Origin of the sequence: Paraburkholderia sp. RL17-337-BIB-A, from assembly GCF_046025895.1 — a bacterium.
Lineage (GTDB): Bacteria > Pseudomonadota > Gammaproteobacteria > Burkholderiales > Burkholderiaceae > Paraburkholderia > Paraburkholderia fungorum_C.
The window spans coordinates 679,252-701,251 of the sequence record NZ_JARESY010000002.1; the positions used below are offsets into that span (position 1 = coordinate 679,252).

At 63.3% G+C, this 22,000-nt stretch carries 19 protein-coding genes and 1 pseudogene; 11 read left to right on the forward strand and 9 right to left on the reverse strand.

Annotated features, from left to right (window positions below):
• Nucleotides 1-119 precede the first annotated feature (119 nt).
• The 3 genes from P0D84_RS24020 to P0D84_RS24030 are packed head-to-tail and all read right to left on the reverse strand — an operon-like array spanning nucleotide 120 to nucleotide 2,866.
• Nucleotides 120-983 carry an ABC transporter permease gene (locus P0D84_RS24020; protein WP_408341053.1) on the reverse strand — a complete coding sequence of 288 codons (864 nt, stop codon included), beginning with the start codon at nucleotides 981-983 and terminating at the stop codon, nucleotides 120-122.
• Nucleotides 984-999: 16 nt separating this feature from the next.
• The gene (locus tag P0D84_RS24025) at nucleotides 1,000-1,794 is read right to left on the reverse strand and encodes an ABC transporter ATP-binding protein (RefSeq protein WP_179740497.1); all 795 of its coding nucleotides are present in this window, start codon (nucleotides 1,792-1,794) and stop codon (nucleotides 1,000-1,002) included.
• Between the two features lie 52 nt (nucleotides 1,795-1,846).
• Nucleotides 1,847-2,866, reverse strand: a complete 1,020-nt coding sequence (locus P0D84_RS24030; RefSeq protein WP_408341056.1) for an ABC transporter substrate-binding protein — start codon at nucleotides 2,864-2,866, stop codon at nucleotides 1,847-1,849.
• Nucleotides 2,867-3,161: 295 nt separating this feature from the next.
• Here P0D84_RS24030 and P0D84_RS24035 point away from each other — a divergent pair, with 295 nt between their 5' ends.
• Both P0D84_RS24035 and P0D84_RS24040 read left to right on the forward strand, forming a co-directional pair.
• The gene (locus P0D84_RS24035; RefSeq protein ID WP_408341058.1) at nucleotides 3,162-3,839 is read left to right on the forward strand and encodes a response regulator; all 678 of its coding nucleotides are present in this window, start codon (nucleotides 3,162-3,164) and stop codon (nucleotides 3,837-3,839) included.
• A complete protein-coding gene (locus P0D84_RS24040; protein WP_408341060.1) occupies nucleotides 3,829-5,223 on the forward strand; it encodes a sensor histidine kinase in 1,395 nt (464 codons plus the stop codon). The genes P0D84_RS24035 and P0D84_RS24040 overlap by 11 nt, the downstream gene beginning before the upstream one ends.
• Nucleotides 5,224-5,393: 170 nt before the next feature.
• On the opposite strand, the gene P0D84_RS24045 is transcribed toward P0D84_RS24040, so the two are convergent.
• Complete coding sequence (locus tag P0D84_RS24045) at nucleotides 5,394-5,717, reverse strand: transposase (RefSeq protein ID WP_408341062.1); 324 nt, start codon at nucleotides 5,715-5,717, stop codon at nucleotides 5,394-5,396.
• A 494-nt stretch (nucleotides 5,718-6,211) separates the two neighbouring features.
• Here P0D84_RS24045 and P0D84_RS24050 point away from each other — a divergent pair, with 494 nt between their 5' ends.
• Nucleotides 6,212-6,985, forward strand: a complete 774-nt coding sequence (locus tag P0D84_RS24050) for an EAL domain-containing protein (protein ID WP_408341064.1) — start codon at nucleotides 6,212-6,214, stop codon at nucleotides 6,983-6,985.
• A gap of 108 nt (nucleotides 6,986-7,093) precedes the next feature.
• Here the strand turns inward: P0D84_RS24050 and P0D84_RS24055 are convergent, their stop codons facing one another.
• Nucleotides 7,094-8,362 (reverse strand): isoprenylcysteine carboxylmethyltransferase family protein, encoded by a 1,269-nt coding sequence (locus P0D84_RS24055; protein ID WP_408341066.1) that lies wholly within the window; start codon nucleotides 8,360-8,362, stop codon nucleotides 7,094-7,096.
• A 289-nt stretch (nucleotides 8,363-8,651) separates the two neighbouring features.
• Nucleotides 8,652-9,833: a collagen-like triple helix repeat-containing protein gene (locus tag P0D84_RS24060; protein ID WP_408341068.1), complete on the reverse strand. Its 1,182-nt coding sequence runs from the start codon at nucleotides 9,831-9,833 to the stop codon at nucleotides 8,652-8,654.
• On the opposite strand from P0D84_RS24060, the gene P0D84_RS24065 reads away from it, so the two are divergent.
• Complete coding sequence (locus P0D84_RS24065) at nucleotides 9,793-10,542, forward strand: hypothetical protein (protein ID WP_408341070.1); 750 nt, start codon at nucleotides 9,793-9,795, stop codon at nucleotides 10,540-10,542. The two genes, P0D84_RS24060 and P0D84_RS24065, sit on opposite strands and share 41 nt — an antisense overlap.
• 254 nt (nucleotides 10,543-10,796) lie before the next feature.
• Here P0D84_RS24065 and P0D84_RS24070 read toward each other — a convergent pair whose 3' ends face one another.
• Together P0D84_RS24070 and P0D84_RS24075 are read right to left on the reverse strand one after the other, a co-directional pair.
• Nucleotides 10,797-11,957 (reverse strand): iron-containing alcohol dehydrogenase, encoded by a 1,161-nt coding sequence (locus P0D84_RS24070; RefSeq protein WP_408345936.1) that lies wholly within the window; start codon nucleotides 11,955-11,957, stop codon nucleotides 10,797-10,799.
• Nucleotides 11,957-12,265 (reverse strand): putative quinol monooxygenase, encoded by a 309-nt coding sequence (locus P0D84_RS24075; RefSeq protein WP_408345939.1) that lies wholly within the window; start codon nucleotides 12,263-12,265, stop codon nucleotides 11,957-11,959. The genes P0D84_RS24070 and P0D84_RS24075 overlap by 1 nt, the downstream gene beginning before the upstream one ends.
• Before the next feature lie 393 nt (nucleotides 12,266-12,658).
• Between P0D84_RS24075 and P0D84_RS24080 the strand changes: the two genes are divergently transcribed.
• From P0D84_RS24080 to P0D84_RS24110, 7 genes and pseudogenes are all read left to right on the forward strand, one after another.
• A complete protein-coding gene (locus tag P0D84_RS24080; RefSeq protein ID WP_408341072.1) occupies nucleotides 12,659-13,330 on the forward strand; it encodes an RNA polymerase factor sigma-70 in 672 nt (223 codons plus the stop codon).
• A 130-nt stretch (nucleotides 13,331-13,460) separates the two neighbouring features.
• Nucleotides 13,461-13,718 (forward strand): MbtH family protein, encoded by a 258-nt coding sequence (locus P0D84_RS24085; RefSeq protein WP_408341074.1) that lies wholly within the window; start codon nucleotides 13,461-13,463, stop codon nucleotides 13,716-13,718.
• 54 nt (nucleotides 13,719-13,772) lie between these two features.
• Nucleotides 13,773-14,861 (forward strand): TauD/TfdA family dioxygenase, encoded by a 1,089-nt coding sequence (locus tag P0D84_RS24090; protein WP_408341076.1) that lies wholly within the window; start codon nucleotides 13,773-13,775, stop codon nucleotides 14,859-14,861.
• Complete coding sequence (locus P0D84_RS24095; RefSeq protein WP_408341078.1) at nucleotides 14,858-15,736, forward strand: ABC transporter ATP-binding protein; 879 nt, start codon at nucleotides 14,858-14,860, stop codon at nucleotides 15,734-15,736. The genes P0D84_RS24090 and P0D84_RS24095 overlap by 4 nt, the downstream gene beginning before the upstream one ends.
• Nucleotides 15,733-17,841 carry a Fe(3+)-hydroxamate ABC transporter permease FhuB gene (fhuB, locus tag P0D84_RS24100; protein WP_408341080.1) on the forward strand — a complete coding sequence of 703 codons (2,109 nt, stop codon included), beginning with the start codon at nucleotides 15,733-15,735 and terminating at the stop codon, nucleotides 17,839-17,841. The genes P0D84_RS24095 and fhuB overlap by 4 nt, the downstream gene beginning before the upstream one ends.
• Nucleotides 17,841-18,683 (forward strand): siderophore-iron reductase FhuF, encoded by an 843-nt coding sequence (fhuF, locus tag P0D84_RS24105; protein ID WP_408341082.1) that lies wholly within the window; start codon nucleotides 17,841-17,843, stop codon nucleotides 18,681-18,683. The genes fhuB and fhuF overlap by 1 nt, the downstream gene beginning before the upstream one ends.
• A gap of 53 nt (nucleotides 18,684-18,736) precedes the next feature.
• Nucleotides 18,737-19,857, forward strand: a pseudogene (locus P0D84_RS24110) (ABC transporter substrate-binding protein).
• 178 nt (nucleotides 19,858-20,035) lie between these two features.
• Here P0D84_RS24110 and P0D84_RS24115 read toward each other — a convergent pair.
• Entirely contained in the window at nucleotides 20,036-21,820 is a 1,785-nt protein-coding gene (locus P0D84_RS24115; protein ID WP_408341084.1) for a cyclic peptide export ABC transporter, read from the reverse strand.
• Between the last annotated feature and the right edge of the window lie 180 nt (nucleotides 21,821-22,000).

Sequence of the window (22,000 nt, forward strand, 5' to 3'; positions counted from 1 at the left end):
GGAGAGTATCTTGCTGCGGAGCAATTCAAGTATCGACCACCCATCCTGAATGGGAAAGCGCGAAATGAAAAAAAGGGCGCCGCTGGCGCCCTTTCTCGCTACACGATCTGACGGTCGACTTAAACCGCCGCAGGCCGCCACTTCAACAATCGCTGTTCAACCGCGGTCAACAGATAGTCCGCAGCCAGCGCGACCACCGCCAACACAATCATCGCCGCGAACACACCGCTTGCATTGAACGCGCCTTGCGCGGTGGAGATCAGCAGACCGATACCTTGCTTCGAGCCGAGGAACTCGCCCACCACCGCACCGACCAGCGCAAAGCCGAAGCTGACGTGCAAGCTGGCAAGAATCCAGCTCAACGCCGACGGAATCACCACCGAAGTCGTCACCTGACGGCGCGACGCACCCAGAATCTGCGCATTCGCGATCATGTAGCGGTCCGCCTCCCGCACGCCCTGAAATGCATTGGCGAACACCACGAAGAACACCATCACGACCGCCAGCGCCACTTTCGAAGCCATGCCAAGACCGAGCGCAATCACGAACACCGAGCCGAGCACCACGCGCGGAATCGAGTTGGCGATCTTGATGTAGAGGCTGAACACGTCGGAGAGCAGCTTGTTGCGGCCGAGCACGATGCCGCAGAACACGCCCCCGATCGAACCGATAATGAAGCCGAGGCCGGTTTCCTCGAGCGTCACCCACACCTGTGTCAGGAGCGGTCCTTGCGACGTGCCGTTCACGAACCAGTCGATGATCTGATCGAAGATCGCACTCGGCATCGAGAAGAAGAATGGGTCGATCCACTTCAGGCGCGCGGACAACTCCCACCCGCCGAGCACCACTACCAGCACGACAATCCGCAGCGTGATCACGAGCGCATGGCGTTGCCGGATGCGTTTTTGCGCGATGCGTTCGACTTGTGCGAGCGACGTTGCATCGATACCCGAAGGCAGCATGTGTTGAGGGGTAGTAGACATGTTTGCCGTTCCTTGATTAACCGATCTGCACTTCTTCGCGCAGGTCATGCCAGATGTCGCGCGAGATTTCGATAAAACGCGGGTCGTAGCGAACCTCCGACGTGACGCGCGGACGCGGCAGATCGATTTCGTACACCTTCTTCAGCGTCGCCGGGCGGGCGGTCAGCACGAACACGCGATCCGCGAGCGCAATCGCTTCTTCGAGATCGTGCGTGACGAACACCACCGAGCCCGCCCCGCCCCACAGTTGCAGCAGTTCATCCTGCATCAGCGTGCGGGTTTGCATGTCGAGCGCCGAGAAGGGCTCGTCCATCAGCAGGATTTCCGGCTTGTTGATGAAGGTTTGCGCCAGCGCCACGCGCTTTCTCATGCCGCCCGACAGTTGATGCGGATAGTGCTTGCCGAACTTGTCGAGGCCGACACGGCGCAACCATTCGTTGGCCTCGTCGTAGGCGGCCGATTTCGAGCGGCCGCGATACAGCGGGCCGGCCGCTACGTTGTCGATCACCGAGCGCCACGGAAATACGGCGTCCGCCTGAAACACAAAGCCGATGCGCGGATCGATGCCGTCCACCGGCGCGCCCATCACGCGCACTTCGCCGGTGGTCGGCTTCAGCAAACCGGTGATCATGCTGAGCGTGGTCGACTTGCCGCAACCCGTCGGCCCGACCACCGCGACGAACTCGCCGCGCGCCACCGACATGCTGAAGTCGCGCAACGCAATCGTCGCCTTGCCATCCGGAGAAATGAAACGGCACGATACGTTGCGCAGCTCGATGGCGGGCGTATCGCGTGACATAGGTTGATTCATCGGCTGGGGCCTCGCGGTTCTCTGGATGTTGATAGGTGTTACTTCGAGGGCGTTACTTCGCCGCGGTCTTGACCGCCGCCGACACGTAGTCGTTGGTGTAGGTCTTGGCGAGGTGGATATGCTTACCCTTCACCGAAGGATTGAAGGCCGCCAGCACCTTCAGGACAGTATCCGGGCCGTCCGCGGGCATCTTGCCGTCCTTCGTGAACATCGGCAGCGACGCCTTCAGCGCGCCCACGTACAGGTCCTTGTTGTTGCCGTAATAGTCCTTCGGCATCTTCGCGGCGATCTCTTCCGCGCTGTGCGTGGCGATGAAGTTCAGCGTCCTCGCGAAGGCGTGCGAGAGCTTCGCCGCGTCGTCCTTGTGCGACTCGGCCCAGGCGCGCTGCACGTAGAAGCTCGAAGCCGGATAGGTGCCGCCGAGCGCGGCGCGCGTGCCTTCCAGCGTGCGCATGTCGACCAGCACCTTGGCGTCGCCGGTCTTCAGCAGCTGCGAGACGGTCGGCTCGGTGGTCATGCCGGCCTCGATACGGTTCTGCTTGATGGCGGCGATAAAGCTGTTGTCCGCGCCCACCGGCAGCAGCGTGTATTGCGTCGACGGCACGCCCGCGCGTTGCGCGAGGTATTGCGTGAGGAAGCTGGTCGACGAGCCGAGGCCGGTCACGCCGAGCGTCTTACCCTTCGAGTCGGCCATGCTCTTGAAGGTGTCCGCTGCCTTGGTGGAGACCATTTCCACTTCACCCGGCACCTGGCCGAAAATCACCAGTGCCTGGATTTCCTTGCCCTTGCTCTGCAGGTCGATGGTGTGATCGTAGAAGCCCACCACGCCTTGCACCGCGCCCGCGAGCAATTCGTTTTCTGCATCCACGCCGGCCGGTTGCGAGAGGATATCGACGTCGAGGCCTTCGTCCTTGAAGTAGCCGAGCTGTTCCGTGAGCTTGGCCGGCAGATAGATGATCTTGGTGGCGCCGCCGACCATGATCGTCAACTTTTCGGCGTGGGCCGCGGCCGAGGCGGCGGCAAGGGTGAACGCAACACCTGACACGGCGGCAATCTGGCGCAAGGTACGCATGAAGCAGTCTCCTTAGGTTTGTTCGCCGCGGGGTGCGGAAATGCGGCGCTTTCTGGATGAATGACGGGGATTATAAAAATCGCAAACCTTCTGGCAGCTTTCGGGGCAGTGGGCAAATCATGGGTGTTAACCCGAGAATTCACCACAACCTCGTGGCGCCCCTCTGGAAAACCCCATGACGTGTGATGCAAACCGCCCAGGCCGCGCGCAAAGCCCTTGTTTTACGGCACAATCGGCGTCCTGACTTTTGCTGCTCATTTGCCGCCTGTTCGACTTCCAATTCGCCGTCCCTGCCATGAAGCTGCTGCTCATCGAAGACAACCCTACGCTGGCACACTGGCTCGCGAAGATGCTGGAGCAGGAGGCGTTCGCACTCGACGCCGTGCAGGACGGCGACGCCGCCGACCGCTTGCTGCGCACCAATCACTACGATGTGATCCTGCTCGACCTGAATCTGCCGAAGCTGTCAGGCAAGAATGTGCTGCGCCGTTTGCGCCAGCGCGGTGACGCCACGCCGGTGCTGATTCTGACGGCGAGCGGTTCGATTGATGAAAAAGTGGAGCTGCTCGGCGCCGGCGCGGACGATTACCTCGTCAAGCCTTTCGAAGTGCGCGAGCTGATTGCGCGGATCAAGGTGGCGATCCGGCGTCAGTCGCCGTCGAAATCGAGCGAGGTCATATGCGGCGATCTCGCGTTCGACATCGACACGCGTCAGTTCACGCTGAAGGGCGCGCCGCTGAACGTCACGCCGCGCGAGCGCTCGGTGCTCGAAACACTTATCCTGCGTCTGGGCAAGACGGTGACGAAGCCGGCACTGGTCGATGCGATCTTCACGCTCGCCGACGAGCCGAGCGAGGACGCGGTCGAAATCTACATTTCACGGCTGCGCAAGAAGCTCGACGGCAGTTCGGCCGCGATCGTCACGTTGCGTGGGCTGGGTTACCTGCTGCGCAAGAAAGAAGATGACCAATAGCCTGCGCATGCGTCTGCTGTGGTGGCTGCTGCTGCCACTCGCGTTGTACGTGTTCGTCACCGGCAAGGCGGAGTACGACAACGCGCGGCGCACGGCGGATCTCGTACAGGACAATCAGCTCATTTCGTCGGCGCGGATGATCGCTGGCGAAGTGGAATGGGTAGACGGTTTTCTGCGTGTGGATGTGCCGCCCGCCGCGCTAGAAGTGTTCGTGTCGCCGTATCGCGATCAGGTGTTCTACAGCGTAAGCGTAGACGACGGCCGGCTGCTGGCGGGCATACCGGATTTTCCTCAGCACGCGCCGCTCTCGCCCGACAGGGCCGATCACTACGACGCCGAACTCAACGGCCAGCCCGTGCGCGCCGCCGGCCTGGTACGCCTGATGTACGACAACGGCGCGACGCACCGCGTGCGAGTCACAGTCGGCAAGACCGTGCGCTCGCGCGATGCGATGGCGCAGCAGTTGTGGCAGCCGCAACTCGTGCGGCAGATCGAGATGATCGTGCTGGCGGTCGCACTGGTCTGCATCGGCCTCACCTTCGAACTGCGGCCGCTGATGAAGGTGAAGGAAGACGTCGTCGACCGCGATCCGATGCAACTCGAGCCGCTTCGCGTCGAGCGCCTGCATACCGAGTTGCGGCCCATCGTCGAAGCGATCAACCAATGTATCGCGCGGCTCGGCGTGCAGGTGGCTGCACAGCGGCGTTTTATCGCCGACGCCGCGCACCAGTTGCGTACGCCGCTCACGTTGCTCGGCACGCAGTTGCAGTTCGCACGTCAGCAGGACGGCCTGAACGCCGCGCTCGACGAAGCGCTCGCCGCCATGCACCGCAGTAATCGTTCGATGGTCGGACTCACCAATAAGCTGCTGTTGCTCGCGCAAGCCGAAGCGGCCGACAACACACAACTCGCGGTGGAAACTGTCGATCTGGTGTCGCTGGCGATGGAAGTGGCGGAAGATCTGGCGCTGCTGGCGCAGGCCCGGGACATCGATCTGGGCGCGGAGCTGAATGGCCCCGCGCTGGTAGCCGGGCATCGCGGCCTGCTTCAGGCGCTGATCGCCAATCTCGTGGAGAACGCAATCCGCTATACCGGCAGCGGTGGCCACGTCACCGTGGCGGTCAGCGGGGCGGCCGACACCGTCACCGTGTCGGTGCTGGACGACGGCCCCGGCATTCCGGCCGAGTCGCGCAGCCGCGTGTTCGAACCGTTTTTCCGGGCGTCGGCGGATACGGAGGGAACGGGCTTGGGCCTCGCCATCGTGCGCGAAATCGCGGACGCGCATCACGGAGAGATCGTGCTCAAGCCGGGCGACGGCGGCAAAGGCGTGCACGTGAGCGTTTCATTTCCGCGTGCGGCGGCGGAAGGACCTCGGCCTGAATAAACCAGCCGATTCAAATTCGCCGCATCAAATCAGTGCTTCCGCTTCAAAGCCCGGCGAATCTCATGGTTGCCAGGCGCGCGCAATAGAGAAGAGCTCACGCAAAGACCATCCTCGAACCAGTGGTTCGACTCTGAATCGATACGGGATGCGAAGCAATGCTTGCCGCTTGATCAGCAGGTCGAAAGCTCCGAGCCGCACAGGGGCAGGCGCTCATTCACCTGGTCTAGCACGCCCGTTCGCTTCCAGGTTATGTATCGAAGATAGCAAGTCTGTTGGGGCGGAAAAGTGGCTGGCAATCTGTGCCATTTTTCTTTTGTGTGCAGCACCCAAAGTACTGCGTCGAGAATCTCACGATCGCTGCGGCGGGGTCGCCCGCGCCCGGATGGAGCCACTGGAAAAAGACTCTGGACGCGCGCCCAATCGGCGTCAGTGAGAGGAATCTGGAGCATCTGCTGCCTTGTGTGACTGTGTGGGGTCGCAGTCATTGATTGCATGCTGCGTTCTTGCCGATACTAGTAAATCTTTTTTTTCCGGTCAAATAATTTGTTGCAGCGCGATACCTTAGTACACCGCTTGTTGTATGGCAATCTTATTCGTGATGCTTCACACCGTTTCTTGGCGCGTGAAAACTTGTGATAACGGCGACTTTCAAGTCACTGCGCAATGCAGCCGTAACGCCGATGCAGAACGCTACGTAACATTCGCCTTCATACAAACGTTTGCCGATCGACATTACGTTTCGACAGGTTAGATCGTATTGCTGCAAAGCCATTGCCCAATAAGGCTTATCGGCGAGTATTGCCATTTAGTTGCAAAGTGAATGCATTTTCTGGCACGACATGTGCACGCGTTTGCGAGGTTGAAAATTTGCGTTTCCACCATGCTCACGCTTGCCTATGAAAAGCCTGCATCGCTCGCAACTACTTCGTTCGGCGCACGGACCACTTGCGTTGAACAGACCGATTGGGACAACTCGTGCGAAGATCCCATGGCACTGAGCGAACTTGAACGCCGGGTCCGTGAAGGTCTGCGCGCGGGCGAGTTTCATCTTGTGTTTCAAGGTGTCTATCGTGCAGCGAGTGGAACACTGGCGCGCCTCGAAGCGCAGGTCCGATGGACGCATCCCGACTACGGCTTGCTGCTTCCGGGCATTTTCATGATGCCGCTCGCCCACCCGCAGGTTGCGCGGGAGATGGCCTTGTTTGCCATCGACGGCGTATGCCGTGAGTTGCGCGGCTGCCTCTCTTCGAAGATGGCGCTGCTGCCAGTCGCGATCACGGTGCCGGCGCAGGTGGCCGTACTCGAATCGTTTGCCGGCGACCTCACACGCATCGCGTGTTCGTATGGCGTGCCGGCCAATCTGCTTGAAATCGAAGTACCTGATAGCGCGGATGCAGCACGTCTGCTGTCGATGCGTACCTTGACCTCCGGCCTTCGGTCTACGGGCGCCGGCATCTCGCTGGGCAAGTGGGGCAATGGAACGTCTTCGCTGGCGCTGCTCGGCGCACTCGACGTGGACACCATCACGCTCGCGCCCGAACTGATGGCTGCGGTGCCGTGCGATCCCCGTGCCTGCGCGGTGATGTCGGCGTTACTGGATCTGCTCGACGCGCTTGACGTGCAGGTCGTGGCGAACGGCGTCGAAACCCAGGCGCAGTTGCAATGGTTGAGTTCGTGGCCGAAAGCCTTGGCGCAAGGGTTCCTGTTCTCGCGCCCAAAAGGTGGTTTGGCCAGCGTGCTCGCCCCAGGCCGCGAACCGTGACCACGGCACAGGACGTCACGTAACGCTTGTGTGCAATGCCGTTGAGGCGAGCATCCGCGGTCCGCTGAACATCGCGCGTGATCGCGCCTTTCATGCAGTGCGCATACCTTATTCAAACGCACGTCCAATCCTGGCGAACAAGCCATTCTTCGCGATCCATTCCGCGTAGGCACGATAGTCGGGATCGTTCATCAGATGCCGCTCTTCGGTTTTGGCGCGCAGGAAGTACAACAGGTTCACGGCCACGAGTGCGGCGCAATGCGTGAGCGCCAGGCGCCACCCCAACGGTTCGATGAATGGCACCGTGACCATCCAGTAAGACAGATTCTTCGTGATATAGGCAGGATGTTTGGTCAAGCGGTAAGGACCCGAGGTGATGATGCCGCGATTGGTGAGGTTCGAAAATCGCAGGCCGAACGAGATCGTGGCGAGCGCGTAGCACAACAGCAAAGCGATGATGACCGTGCCCCAGACCACCCGGATAAGCGGAAGCGAAGCGAGCCAGCTGTCCCACAGCACGGAGCCTTCGTAATGAATGTACTGGTTTGCGATCAGCGACCAGAACGGCTGATAGCAAATCAGCGCGGCCAGCCAGCCGAGCGTGGTCGGCTCAGCACTGCGCACGTGACTGTCCAGTATACGTAGCGTGCACAGATAGCTCACCGTGCCGACCATCAGGTCCATCGCGAACGACAGGTCGTACATGAACCTGAACGTCGCGAGCGATAACGGTGCGTTCAGCGCTTCGGTCAGCAAGGCATTGAGATGGTCGGCATTGCCGGCGAGATAGACGATCATCAGCGGCAGGAAGAACGCCTTCACCATCCACCCGGCCAGCATTTCACGCACGGGCCGCCAATTCGCGGGACGTTCGCCGCGAAACAGCAGGCGCGCCCACAGGAGATAGCTGTCGTCGACTTCGCGCTGATGTCGGTCCATCCATACAAAGTAGAACGGCGCCGCGATGATCACATACGGCGCGAGCGTGCTGAGCAGCGACCAGAAGGGGTCGTAGAACGCTCCGTGATATTCCGGTAACAGCCAGTAGAGCAGACCGATGCCTGCATAGACGGACGCCAGCGCGGCAAGACGCAAGCCGACTCGCGCGAGGCTCAGGGGCCGCACCGCGTTGGCGGCAAGACCGGCGCTCGGGCGCAGATAGACGCGCGCGACGAATAGCTCGTAGGCGGCGATGGGAACGATGATCGCGAGACACGCGACGGTGCTGCGCGCCGCGCCGTCCAGTGCGGTGCTGTTGCGCAGCAGCCAGAGCGTGACAAGGCCGGCGACGATACCGACCAGGCCGACCGAAAACGGTGTTGCCGAGCGCGGACGTGAGTCTTGTACGTGCGCTACGGTATCGAAGGTGGAGTGCATGTCATCCTCGTATTCATGACATAGAAGGCGGCCGGACTTGTTATTTTTTAAGGCCCGGCCGCCGCGCCGAAGTACTCTTTCGAAGCGGTGTTTCGAAGCGGTGTTTCGAAGCGGTGTTTCGAAGCGGTGTTTCGAAGCGGTGTTTCGAAGCGGTGTTGCGAAGTTCTGCTGCGAATTGCTGCGGCGGAATTACTGCCGGGAATTACTCCCGCGCATTGCTGCCGCGAATTGCTGCCGCAGAATTACTGTTGCGAATTGCTCTCGCAGAACCACTGCCGATTTGCCAGCCTTATTTGCTAGCGGCAACCCCGCCAAGCAAACCGCCGACAAGACTCGTCACCGGCGCCAGCGGATTCGTGCTGGTCGAACCGCCGCTACCGGCACCGCCGCTACCGGCACCGCCGGTCAGACCCGTCACGATGCCGGTGACCGGCGCGAACGGCGAGCTCTTGCCGGCCGCGCCGCCGACTGTCGACGTGAGCGTGGTGACGAGACCGGTCACCGGTGCAAGCGGTGAACCTTGCCCACCGGCGCCGCCCAGCGTCGACGTCAGCGAAGTGACGAGACCCGTGACGGGCGCAAGCGGACTGCCTGCGCCGCCCGTGCCGCCGAGCGAACCCAGATTGCCGACAAGTCCCGTAACCGGCGCGAGCGGATTGCTGCTACTGCCCGTGCCGCCAAGCGAACCCAGATTGCCGAGAAGTCCGGTGACCGGCGCAAGCGGTTTGCCGCTGCTGCCCGTGCCGCCCAGCGACCCGAGGTTGCCGATCAGGCCGGTCAACGGCGGGATGCTGACGCCGCCGCTGCCCGTGCCGCCAAGGTCGCCAAGCGGTCCGAGCACACCCGCGATCGGGCCGAGCGGATTGGTGGTCGCGCCGGTGAGCAGTCCGCCGCTGTTCGTAACGGTCTTGCCCAACTGACTCGCGATGCCGCCGACATCCTTGCCTGTCTGATCGCCGGTCGCGCCCGCCACTTTCGCGCCGGCCGCGTCGAATCCGCTGCCGAGCGTGCCAAGCAGGGTGTTGAGCTGCGCGCCCAGACCCGTGGCGTTGCCAATGGTTTGCGTCGTATTCGAGATCGCGGTGGTGATCGGGTTGATCGCCGTGCTGAGCTGCGTCTCGATTTGCTGGACCGGTGCGCTGGTGAGGGCCTTGTTCAATCCCGAGCCCACGGCAACCACGCCGCTGCCCACGCCACCGACGACGCTGCCCAAAGTCGACGTCACCGGAGAGAGCGGCGCGAGCGGCCCGCTGCCGAGGCTCGACACCACACCGCCGACCGATTTGACGGCGGCGCCGGCATCGGAGACGACGCCCGACGTGGAGCTCAGGGTCGGTCCGAGCGGATTGGCCGAGCTGCCCAAGGTGCCCAGGCCGGCGGCTACGCCGTTGCCCAGGCCCTTGACGCCGTTGCCGAGGTCGGTGACAGCGTTGCCGAGACTGGTGGTGGTTGCGCCGTTGACGCCGGGCACCGACGTGCCGCTGATCTTGCTGCCCGTATCGGCGACCGTCGTGCCGACCGCGGTGATGAGATTGCCGCCTTGGATGATGACATTGCCGATCGGCGTCGACGAAGTGCCTGACGTGGTGCCCGATGTCGTGCCCGATGTCGTGCCTGACGTGGTGCCTGAGGTGGTGCCTGAGGTGGTGCCTGAGGTGGTGCCTGAAGTCGTGCCTGAGGTGGTGCCTGAAGTCGTGCCTGAGGTGGTACCTGAAGTCGTGCCGGAGGTGGTGCCTGAGGTGGTGCCTGAAGTCGTGCCTGAGGTGGTACCCGAGGTGGTGCCTGAAGTGCCGGAGGTGGTGCCCGAGGTGGTGCCGGAAGTCGTCCCTGAGGTGGTACCCGAGGTCGTGCCTGAGGTGGTACCCGAGGTCGTGCCTGAGGTGGTACCGGAAGTCGTGCCCGAAGTCGTACCTGAGGTAGTACCCGAAGTCGTACCTGAGGTGGTACCCGATGTAGTACCCGAAGTACCGCCCGAAGTACCGCCGCCCCCCGATGTACCTCCCGACGTACCGCCGCCCGAAGTCCCTATGGCCCCGCCCGAAGTTCCACCGAGCCCACCCCCACCAAGTCCGCTGCCGGGGGTATTAAGACTGGAACCGCAACCGTACAGCGCGAGTAAGGTAGACGCCGCAACAGCGATGGCTGTCCGGCCGATGATTTTTTGCATGATGTCCCCGTAGAATGACTATTGGTGGGGGCAACGCTGCAAGTTGTGCGCCAATTACGATTTGCACTTTAATATCGAAAATTTGGCGTATATAAATACAAAAAAACAAAGAAACCAAGAACTTATGGTGCCAAAAGCGCGATTTTTCCCAAAGAGGCCGGCCTGTGTTCCGCGCGCGTGCTACGTAACGTGTCCGCTGGCCGTAACGGCGCGGAGCCGCCGCCGAACACCGCCGCGACTCCGCCGCTCACCTGCGCCAAACGCCGATTAAAACGCAGCGGTATAGATAGCCAACGCGTCGGCCTCGGTAACAGTGCGCGGGTTATTCACCAGAAGCCGCGTTTGCAACATTGCGTCGCTCGCCATCCGCTCGAGTCCGCTACGTTGGATGCCGACATCGCGCAACCGCGCCGGAATCGCGGTCGCGGCAATCATCTGTTCGAGCCGTTCGATCAACGCCAGCGCCTTGCTTTCGGCGCTGCCTGTCAGACCCGGCACGACCACATCCGCGAGTTCGGCATATAAATAAGCCGCCGCGTCGGCGTTGAAGCGCAACACATGCGGCAACACAAGCGCATTCGAAAGACCGTGCGGCACGTGATAAATGCCGCCGATCGGATACGCGAGCGCATGCACCGCGGCCACCGGCGAATTGGCGAACGCCTGGCCCGCGAACGCCGCGCCGAGCAACATCGCTTCGCGCGCCTCGCGGCTCTGGCCGTTTTCGCACGCGGGCAACAGATTGCGCGACAGGAGTTCAAGCGCCTTCACCGCCAGCATGTCGGAAATCGGATTCTTCAAATGCGCGGAGGTGTACGCCTCGATCGCGTGAACCATTGCGTCGACGCCGGTTGCCGCGGTTGCCGCAACGGGCAGCCCGAGCGTGAGTTCCGCGTCGAGAATCGCCAGATCGGCGACCAGTTGCGGCGCGACCACGCCCATCTTCTTCGCTTCGCCCACTGTCACGATCGACACGGCCGTGACTTCGGAGCCGGTGCCCGCGGTGGTCGGCATCTGCACGAGCGGCAAGCGCGACACCTCGACCTTGTTGACACCGTACATCTCGCTGAGCGCCTGCTGTTGTTGCGGAGCCAGCACGGCGATCAGCTTCGCCACATCCATCGACGAACCGCCGCCAAGTCCGAGCACGATCTCCGCGCCGGCCTGACGCGCGCGCGAGGTTGCCTCGAGCACGATGTGCTCGGGCGGATCGGCGATCACGTCGTCGATCACGGTGGTGTTCCAGCCATGTGCCGCCAGATCGGCGAGCGCCGGATTCAGCAACCCGCTCTTGTGAAGGAAACCATCCGTCACCACGCACAAGCATGTGAGCGACGGAAATTGCGCGCGCAACAAAGCGCCGAGGCGGCGCGCCGCGCCGAACTCGACGACCATGGTCGGGACGGTTTGAAACCGGAATGCGTTCATCATGCCGCGTCTCCAGGCACCATGTGGCTCGTGACTTCGCGCCGGTCGAGCAGCGGAATGATGGTGCCGAAGCCGAGCCGCTGGAAGTGCGGCGTGTCGCGATGCACGGCAAGGCCATCGGCCTCGCTGTACTGTTCGAGAATCACGAAGTGATCGGGATCGAGCGGCGAACGGAAGAATTCGTAGTAGAGATTTTTCGGCTCCGCGCGGGTTGCCGCCGCGAGTTCCGTGAGGGGCTTCACAATCGCGTCGCCGTTGCCAGGCTTGGCGAAATAATGCGCGATCACCTGCAGATAAGCATTGGCCATCAATCAATTACTCCAACAAGATGGGACCTTCAACATTCAAGATCCAGATTCCACAATTCGCTGTCGCTGTCGCTGTCGCTGTCGCTGTCGCTGGTCGATCTTCGACCGCGCGGTTCTTCAACGCATCGAATCCGCCGCCCTTATTGCAGACGAAACCCGAGTGACGATCGGCGGCAAAATTTCGCAGTCTTGCGCGAGCCGATGCGAGTGCAGCGGCGCAGGCATGAGTTGTACCAGATTCGGCTTGAGTATCCATCCTCACACCAGGCCGTCGGTATCTCTATTTCATCAGACAAACCTATCAGAAATGTAAGGTTATTCCTATTCTTGATTGAGAATGATTCGCGTTTACGATAGATTGACTGCCTTCCTTCAGAAGTACGGAGCGAATCCATGGCTGAGGTGCTCATCCGGCGGGAGCCTTCAACAGCGATACCGATGCCTGTTTTCAACGCCGGCGTCGCCAGTCCTCCGGGGCAGCGGCGGGCGCGCAGCCACCCCCGCACTGTCGACCTGGAAAACGACACGCTGCTTGACGTGCTGATCGCCAACCGGCCAATGCTTGTCAATCTGGCGCGCGGCTTTGTGGGTTGCGCGAGTCTCGCGGAAGACGTGGTGCACGACGTCTTCATCAAACTGGTCGACTTCCCGGATCAGGATGCTGTGCGGCAACCGCTGGCCTATGTAACCCGCATGGTGCGCAATGCGTCGATCGATGCATTCCGCCGCCAAAGCCTCGAAAACACTTATCACGCTGACGAAGACGACGGCCTGCACGTGCCTTCGCCGGAGCCTTCGCCTGAAGCGGCCCTGCTTGTGCGGGACACGCTGCGCCATGTCTACAACGCGCTCGAGCAATTGCCGCCGCGCAGCCGCGCGGCGTTCGAGATGGTGCGCTTGCGCGAGGAAACGTTGCAAAGCACGGCGCGCGCGCTCGACGTTTCGCAAACCCTCGTGCATTTCATGGTGCGCGATGCCGAGAAGCATTGTGCCGATTGCCTCGACGCCAGCAATCGCGGCGTGGCCGGTCCCGTCTTCTGCGGCGGCCGCGCCCGGCGCCGGTAAAAAAGCGCGCGCATCAAACGTCAATTGAGTAGAGGCGGTGGGCGAGCGAGATACTGCCACCGCAGCTTTGGAGTAGTCCATCGGCAATCTGCTGAGGCATACTGACCATTCATCGATTGGGCCATTCATCATGACGCAAGCACAGCAAACCCCTTCCGCCACAGCAGGCGAGGCGGACGATCTCGTCTACACGGTCGTTATCAATGACGAAGCGCAGTACTCCATCTGGCCGACGTTCCGCGCCGTGCCGGCGGGTTGGCGCGAAGTGGGCGTGAGTGGACCGAAGACCGCCTGCCTCGCGCATATCGACACGGTATGGACCGATATGCGTCCGGCCAGCTTGCGCCGTCACATTGACGAGGCCGCCTCGAAGGCGAGCGCAGCCTGATCGGACAGATCCGGACAAGTCCCGGGCCACGTCGCTTCTGCAGGAGGATTTCGCATGACCATGCTTTCGATGCCGCTACCCACGCTTGCCGACCTGTCGATCGAGCCGGGCTTGCCGACTGTCGTCGCGCCGCGTTCGGGCGCGGAGATTTCACTGGAAGAGGCCGTGACGCTGCTGCATGCGATCGCCGACGACACGCTCGAGCGGGCCGGCGGCATGCTGTTCACCGGCTTTCGCGTGGCCTCGATCGAGGCCTTCCAAAGCTTTGCCGGTTCGTTCGGGCATCCGTTGATCGGCTACGAATTCGCTTCCACGCCACGCAGTCAGGTGGAAGGCGCGGTGTACACATCGACGGAATATCCGCCGCATCGCTCGATTCCCTTGCACAACGAGCAGTCGTACACGCGTGAGTGGCCGCTGCGCATCTGGTTCCACTGCGCGCTCGCCGCGCGCTCGGGCGGCGCGACGCCGATTGCCGACAGCCGCGCGATTTATCGGGCACTCGACCCGGCGCTCGTCACACGCTTTGCGAAGCGCGAGCTGCTGTACATACGCAACTTTGGGCAAGGGCTCGATCTACCGTGGGAACAGGCGTTCGGTTCGGACGATCCGAGCGTGGTCGAGCGGATTTGCCGCACACGTGGCATCGATTGCGAATGGCGCGACAGTGAGGATGGCGAACTGCTGTTGCGTACGCGCGAACGCTGTCAGGCGGTCGCGCGTCATCCGCGCACCGGCGAGATGGTCTGGTTCAATCAGGCGAATCTGTTCCACCTCTCTTCGCTCGATGAGGACATGCAGGAAGCATTGATCGATTCGGTCGGAGTTGAAAACGTGCCGCGCAACGTCTATTACGGCGACGGCGAGCCGCTCGAAGCGGAGGCGCTGGCGGAAATCCGCGGTGTGCTCGATCAGCAGCGCATTGTGTTTCCATGGTTGACGGGTGATGTGCTGATGCTCGATAACATGCTGACGGCGCATGCGCGCGATCCGTTCGAAGGACCGCGCAAGGTTGTCGTCGCGATGGCGCAGAGCTATAGCGAAGGTCACAATAAAGGCGCAGGCGCAGGCGCAGGCGCAGGCGCAGGCGCAGACGCAGACGCGGATAGAAGCGAAAGCGGCCAGCGGACGGCCGCGCAATGACAAAAAAGCAGGGAGCGGCGCTCGCGGCGCATTCGCTGACGGTCGGCTACCGCGATCATGTGGTACTCCACGGTCTGAACCTGACCATCGCGTCTGGCCGCGTCACCGCATTGTGCGGCCCAAACGGCTGCGGAAAGAGCACGCTGCTGCGCACGCTTGCCAGTTTGCAGCCGGCGCTTTCCGGCAGCGTTGAAGTGGACGGCAAGCCGCTCGCTTCGTACCGCCGACGCGCATTGGCGCGCACACTGACGATGCTCGCGCAATTCAACCAGATTCCTTCCGGATTGACCGTACGCGAGTTGGTCGCTTACGGTCGCTACGCCTATGGTGGCTGGCTGCGCGGACTCTCGCGCGCGGACCACGCGGCCATCGACGAAGCGCTGGTCACCAGCGGTCTCGCCGACGACGCCGCGCGCGACGTCGCCGCGCTGTCGGGCGGCGAACGCCAGCGAGCATGGATCGCGATGGCGCTCGCGCAGCAGGCGCCGATCGTGTTGCTCGACGAACCGACCACCTACCTCGACATCCACCATCAACTGGACATTCTGCGCGAATTGCGCCGCCTGAACCGTGAACGCGGTTTAACGATCGTCTGGGTGTTGCACGACCTGAACCAGGCAGCGGCCTACAGCGACGATATTGTGCTGATGCGTGCGGGCCGCATCATCGCCCATGGTCCACCCGACGCGATGCTCGACCCACGTCATCTGAACGACACCTTCAGCGTGCCGATGCTCAAGATTGCGCATCCGCAGACGGGTGCGCCGATGTGCGTGCCGGCCTACGAGGGCGACGCCGCGGATATCGCCGGCATCGAATTTCACCACGACGCATTGAGCGGCTCCGCATCCACGAGCAAGGGCCTCGCCGCATGACGACGCTTGCAGCGCGCAAACGCCTGCGCCGTCACAAGCCGGCAATCGATAGCTGGCGCGCGCCCGTGAAAAGCCGCGCGGGGATGATCGGCGGCGCGCTCGTCGCGTTGATCGTGGTGGTAGCGGCATTGCGTCTCGCGCCGGGATTTCGCGCGTGGCTCGCCGCGCCCGCGGGCAGCGACGCCGCGCAACTCGCGGGCATTCTGCTGTTCGACCTGAGCGTACCGCGCATCCTGGCCGCCTTGGTCGCAGGCGGCTGCCTCGCTATAGCGGGGACGTTGTTCCAGTCATTGACGCGCAATCCGCTAGCTTCGCCCGATCTGCTCGGCATCACCGGCGGCGCTCAACTTGGCTTGCTTGCCGCGATGCTGGTGCCGTCGCTCGCGGGTGTGGCGTCGGTGCCGCTGCTGTTCGTCTGCGGCCTCGCTGCCGCCGCATGCGTCGGCGCCGCAGCAGGCGGCTGGCGCGCGACACCATTGCGCCTCGTGCTCGCCGGCAGCGTTTGCATGCTGCTGTTCTCTGCGCTCACCACGCTGATTCTGGCGTTCTTCGAGCAAAGCATCGTCGGCGTGTCGCTGTGGGCGAGCGGCAGTCTCTATCAACCCGGCGCGGCAGGTCTGAAGATCGCGGCTGGCTGGCTCGTGTTGCCGCTCATCGCGTTGCCATTTGTGATCCGCCCGCTCGACCCGCTCGCACTCGGCGACGACGCTGCCGCGGCGGCGGGCGTGCGCGTCGATGCGGCGCGACTCGCGGCGATGGTGGTGGCGGTCGGTTTCGCGAGCGTGGCGGTGAGTGTGGCGGGCCCGCTCTCGTATGTGGGCTTGATCGCACCGAATCTGTTGCGGCAGACACGCGGCGCGAAGGCCTCGCGGCTGGCCGCGCTCGTGCCGTTGTCGGCGCTGGTGGGCGGCGCGCTCGTGCTCGTCACCGATAGCGCGGTGCAGGCGCTCGATCTCGACGCAACCCTCTCGACCGGCGTGGCGATCGCCTTCGTCAGCGCGCCGTTGATGCTGGCGATGATTCGCAGCGGCGCGGCGTGGTCGGGCGCCTTGCATGCCGGGCAGGATCGTCCCGCCGTGCGTGCCGGGACGCGCTGGGTGCGCATGCTCGATGCGAGGCCATGGCCGCTGACGGCGACGGTATTGCTGATGTTCGGCATCCTGATCGTCTGCGCCGGTGCCTCCTTCGGCCCCACCGCGATCGGCGTGCATCGCTGGCTAGCCGTATTGGATCAGCGCGACGAACTCGCGCGCATGCTGCTCGATTTGCGTTTGCCGCGCCTCATCTGTGCGTTGCTGGCGGGCGCCTTGCTCGCCGCGAGCGGCGTGCTGATGCAGAGCATCGTGCGCAATCCGCTTGCCGGGCCGGAAGTGCTCGGCGTAACGCAGGGCGCGGGCCTCGCCACGCTCGCGGCGCTCGTCGCGTGGCCGCTCGCCGGGCATTCGACGCTGACTGTTGCCTCGCTCGCGGGCGGCGGAGTGACGTTGGTGCTCACCCTATTGCTGAATCGACGGCATCGCTATGCGCCGCTCGCGGTGGCGCTGACAGGCATTGTGATCGGCACGCTGTGGACCACGCTATCGCAATGGCTTATCACGCAGCAAAGCGTGCAGCCCGCGCGTTTCGTGGTGTGGCTGGTCGGCGGCACGTACGGGCGCAGTTGGGGCGAAGTGACGATGCTGTTGCCGTGGTGCGTGGTGGCGATGCCGGTGTTCGCGCTTCTGGCACGGCCGCTCGATCTGCTCGCGCTAGGCGACGACCAGGCCGCCGCGCTCGGTTTGCCGATCGGCGTTTTGCGTCCTCTGGTGCTGACGATGGCGACGCTGGCCGCCTGTGCCGCGGTGGCCGCGGTCGGGCCGGTAGGCTTTATCGGTTTGATGGCGCCGCATCTCGCATCGATGCTTGGGGCGCGTGCCCACCGTACGCGTTTATGGCTTGCTGCCGCGTGCGGTGCGCTGGTGCTGGTGGTCGCGGATATCGCGGCGCGCACGCTGCTCGCGCCGCGCGAGATTCCTGCGGGCGTGCTGACAGCGTTGATCGGCGCGCCTTACCTGCTTGCGTTGCTAATCGTGGAGGCTCGGCGCGAGAAGCGAGGAAAACGGTGATGGGACCACGAGCCGGACTATCAACGATCGCAAACAGGTGCGACCCGCACGCGCAGTGCCTTGCCGCTTTTGCGCCGGAATCGATCGCGCATTATCTGGAGCACGTGTGGCTCGGCACGCCTGATGCGAGCGACGAACCCACGCTCGCGGAGGACGAAACAACAGGCAAGCCGGCCGTCCTCGCTGTAACGGAACTAGCGAGCCATCGCGCCGTCTTGCTCGCTGCCATGGTCAAGCTCTACGGCGGTGAGTGCGAAACGCACGCACGTGCGTTGCTCTCGCAATGGAGCAAGTATTACTTTGGCTTCGCGGCAACCGCCGGCTTTGTAGCTGCGGCGATGCTGGGCCGTCCGCTCGACATGTCGCCGGAAAAGACCCACGTGGTGCTGCGAGACGGCCTGCCTGTCGCGCTTTATTTCGCTCAAGACGCATTGCAAGCACCCGCCAGCGCTCCCGCGAGTCGCTACACGCCGCTCGTCGACCATTTGAACGCGGTGATCGAGACCCTCGCTGCGATGACGAAAGTCGCGCCGCGCGTGTTGTGGAGCAACGCGGGCAATCTGCTGGATTATCTGTTCGAACAATGCACACCACCATTCGACTTAGCCGACGACGCCGCCTGGCTCTTCGGCCCGCTCGCCGCCGATGGCGAGGTTAATCCTCTGCGCATGCCGGTGCGTCTTGCCACGCCCCGCGCCGCGAGCTTGCCGAATCCGTTTAGCGCACGGCGCGTGTGCTGCGTACGTTATGAAATTCCTGGAGAGACGCAACTGTGTGGACGCTGCCCCTTGCTATTGACGATGAGCGATGCCGAAATCGCCTTGCAGGACGCTTCGCATTGACGGGCCGCGCAAGGAAACCGCAACAGTTCAAGCGCGTGCGTGCGGCTACGGCAGTGGCAGTGGCAGTCGCGCTGCTTGCCAACTCATATGCGTTCGCGCAGAGCGGTGCTGGCGATGCAACAGGCGCGACGAACGCAAGCCGCGTTGTCAAGCCTGCAGGCGAGAACAACGCAAGTAACGCAACTAGCTTTACCGGTGCAAATGGCGAAAGCACTGCTACTGGCGAAGCCAGGGCCATCCGCGCCACTCCGCACGCGCGGCAAACCTGCACACCACTCGCCGACAACCCAAGCGTCTCCCAGGCAAGCCCCTTGTTACCCGCACGACCGAAGCGCATCGTCGTGCTCGAATTCATGTTCGCCGAAGACCTCGCCGCGCTTGGCATCACCCCGGTCGGCATGGCGGATCCCGAGTACTACCCGGTGTGGATCGGTTACGACGAAGCACGCCTTGCATCGGTGCCGGACATCGGTACGCGCCAGGAGCCGAGCCTCGAAGCAATCGCGGCGGCCAAACCGGACCTGATCCTCGGTGTAGGCCTGCGTCATGCGCCGATCTTTGCCGCGCTCGAACGGATCGCCCCCACCGTGCTGTTCAAATACGGCCCGAACTTTGCCGAAGACGGCGCCCGCGTGACGCAACTCGATTGGGGCCGCGCGATTCTGCGCACGATCGGCTGCCTGACGGGACGTGAGGACGCGGCGCGCGCTGTCGAGGCCAAGGTGGATGCCGGCTTCGCCCGCGATGCGCAACGCCTCGCGCAAGCCGGCCGTCGAGGCGAGCAGATAGCGTGGCTGCAGGAGTTGGGATTGCCCGACCGATACTGGGCTTTTACCGGCAACAGTACGGCAGCCGGCGTCGCACACGCGCTTGGCCTCGAGCCGTGGCCCGCGGAGCCGACGCGAGAAGGCACCTCCTATGTGACGTCGGAGGATCTGTTGAAGAAGCCGAACCTCACGGTGCTGTTCGTCAGCGCGACCGGACCCGGCGTGCCGCTCGCGACCAAACTCGATTCGCCGATCTGGCGCTTCGTGCCGGCCCGCAGCGCGGGGCGTGTGGGTCTCGTCGAGCGGAATATCTGGGGGTTTGGCGGGCCGATTTCCGCGCTGCGGGGATGGCCGATACGATGACGGAAACGCTGCTATCTCTGCCGGCGCCGTCCGCAAGCAAGTAAGCGGTTGCAAATGGATTGGCGTTATTCGACCGGCTTTGTCTGTGAGCACAGGGAGGGGCGCGAGATTAAGGAGCGTACGATCGAACCGCTCGAGTACCTCGGCATTGCGCGACATGCGTATTGCCGCACGCCGGGCGTTTGAGCAAACACGCCCGGCGTGGATCTCACTTAACTCAACTTATCCCACCGTGCCGTTCGCAACGGCACCCTTATTCTCCACGGCCTGCGCCGCGCCATAAGTTTCGCTGACGATACTGCCGTTATCCAGCTTCAACACACGATCCGCGAGATGGAAGTAGCGATCATCGTGGCTGATCACCAGCACTGTCTTGCCGCGCGAACGCAATTCCGGCAGCAGTTGCTCATAGAACACCGCCTTGAACTGCGGGTCCTGATCCGCGGCCCATTCGTCGAACAGGTAGAACGGCCGGTCTTCCAGATACGCGACGACTAGCGCCAACCGCTTCCTCTGACCGGTGGAGAGTGCGCGGGTCGAGAATGCGCCGTTCACCACCTGCACCTTGTGGTCCAGCGCGAGCTTCGCAACCAGCGCATTGGCGCGGGCGTCGGCCTGCGCGCGCGATGCATCGTTCGGATCGACGATGCCGAGCAGCGCGTCGAACAGATGGAAGTCGTTGAACACGGCGGTGAAGCGCTGCCGGTACGCGGCGCGTTCGGCGAAGCCGACCGGCTTGCCGTCCAGTTCGATCGTGCCGTCTTCCGGTTCGTACAGACCCGTGAGCACCTTCGCGAGCGTCGTCTTGCCGCTGCCATTGCCGCCGACGATGAACACCAGCTCACCCGGCCGGAAAGTCAGATTGACTGGTCCGACGCGGAACATCCGCTCATCGCGTTCATGGAAGTACGAGTGCGTGACGTTGCTTAGCTTGAGAGTCCGGTACGGCGCGTGCGAGGCGTTTTCATCCGGCGGCGGTGCGGTGCGCAGCGCGCCGAACTCGCTCATCACCTTTTCGATGCGGTCGAGCGACACGCGCGCCGCATTCAGCGTCGGCACGTTGTTGAGCAGGCCGTCCAACGGCAGCAGCATGAAAAGGAACACCACCACATAGCCCGAAGCCGACGGCGCATCGGCATGTACACCAAGCGCGGGCCAGAACGCCGCGACGCCCAGAAACACGTAGAACAGGAACACGATCCAGCCGACCCCGACCGCATAGGCGCTGAACGCGTGGCGCCGATGGTCGCGCACCTCGTCGATCGCGGAACCGAGTTGGCCGTCGACGAATTGACGCGAGCGCGCCTGATGCAGCTTCAGTTCCTTTGCGCCCGTAAACAGCGCGCCGAGATAGCCGAACAGTTTGTCCTGCGAGCGGCCGGCGGCTTCGAGCGAGGCGATGGCCCGCTTGTCGCCCGCGTGATAGCCGAGCGAGCCGACCAGAATCGCGGCGAGCGCGAGCAGGCAGACCGGCCACGACAACCACGCCAGATAGCCGAGGCAGCCGAACACGATCGAGCCGTGCATCACGAGATTGGGCAGCGCGAAGAACAGCATCGAGACGTTGGTCGCATCGTCGGTCAGGACCGACTGCACGGGCGCCGCGCCGATCCGTTCGACGTCGCGCAGTTCCGCCTCGGCGACGCGCCGCGCGACGTGCTCGCGCAACTGCGCCATCGTGTCCTGCGAGAGACGCGCGAACAGCACGCCGGTAATGACGCGCGTGACGAGCGCAAGCACCGCGCATAGCGCAAAGCGCATCGCGAGCGACATGTCGGCGGCGCCTGGTTGCGACAGCGCGCGGCTCAAGGTCGCCACGAGCAGTACGCTCGCGATGCCGTTCAGCACGCAGGCGGTGAGCGCGATCGCGAAGGCGCCGCGCGAGCGCTTGAGCAGCGCCACGATCAGGCGCATGGCCGGCTTCCCGGGCGCCTGAGCGGTGGCGTGAGCGGCGGTTGAGGGAGAAGGCGAGGGTGGCGCGTCGTAGCGCTCGTTGGCAGCGGTCATCGGCAATGGGTCGCAGTGGGTCGCAATGGATCGGTGAGATGCAGCGCATGCGGGCGGCAAATCGGCGGGGCGCAAAGATGCGCCCCTCGCCTGATAGACGAACGGGCGTTGCAAACATTTACCGTCTGGCGCCGATTGGCTCTGCTTACGACCGTCCGTGACTAAAAAGATGTAGTCCGA

Coding starts and splice junctions, on each gene's coding strand:
- P0D84_RS24025 (WP_179740497.1), bottom strand. CDS start 1,794: ATGAATCAACCTATGTCACGCGATACGCCCGCCATCGAGCTGCGCAAC.
- P0D84_RS24040 (WP_408341060.1), top strand. CDS start 3,829: ATGACCAATAGCCTGCGCATGCGTCTGCTGTGGTGGCTGCTGCTGCCA.
- P0D84_RS24020 (WP_408341053.1), bottom strand. CDS start 983: ATGTCTACTACCCCTCAACACATGCTGCCTTCGGGTATCGATGCAACG.
- P0D84_RS24115 (WP_408341084.1), bottom strand. CDS start 21,820: ATGACCGCTGCCAACGAGCGCTACGACGCGCCACCCTCGCCTTCTCCC.
- P0D84_RS24055 (WP_408341066.1), bottom strand. CDS start 8,362: ATGCACTCCACCTTCGATACCGTAGCGCACGTACAAGACTCACGTCCG.
- P0D84_RS24075 (WP_408345939.1), bottom strand. CDS start 12,265: ATGGCCAATGCTTATCTGCAGGTGATCGCGCATTATTTCGCCAAGCCT.
- P0D84_RS24095 (WP_408341078.1), top strand. CDS start 14,858: ATGACAAAAAAGCAGGGAGCGGCGCTCGCGGCGCATTCGCTGACGGTC.
- P0D84_RS24070 (WP_408345936.1), bottom strand. CDS start 11,957: ATGAACGCATTCCGGTTTCAAACCGTCCCGACCATGGTCGTCGAGTTC.
- P0D84_RS24035 (WP_408341058.1), top strand. CDS start 3,162: ATGAAGCTGCTGCTCATCGAAGACAACCCTACGCTGGCACACTGGCTC.
- P0D84_RS24085 (WP_408341074.1), top strand. CDS start 13,461: ATGACGCAAGCACAGCAAACCCCTTCCGCCACAGCAGGCGAGGCGGAC.
- P0D84_RS24080 (WP_408341072.1), top strand. CDS start 12,659: ATGGCTGAGGTGCTCATCCGGCGGGAGCCTTCAACAGCGATACCGATG.
- P0D84_RS24030 (WP_408341056.1), bottom strand. CDS start 2,866: ATGCGTACCTTGCGCCAGATTGCCGCCGTGTCAGGTGTTGCGTTCACC.
- P0D84_RS24050 (WP_408341064.1), top strand. CDS start 6,212: ATGGCACTGAGCGAACTTGAACGCCGGGTCCGTGAAGGTCTGCGCGCG.
- fhuB (WP_408341080.1), top strand. CDS start 15,733: ATGACGACGCTTGCAGCGCGCAAACGCCTGCGCCGTCACAAGCCGGCA.
- fhuF (WP_408341082.1), top strand. CDS start 17,841: ATGGGACCACGAGCCGGACTATCAACGATCGCAAACAGGTGCGACCCG.
- P0D84_RS24045 (WP_408341062.1), bottom strand. CDS start 5,717: ATGCAATCAATGACTGCGACCCCACACAGTCACACAAGGCAGCAGATG.
- P0D84_RS24090 (WP_408341076.1), top strand. CDS start 13,773: ATGACCATGCTTTCGATGCCGCTACCCACGCTTGCCGACCTGTCGATC.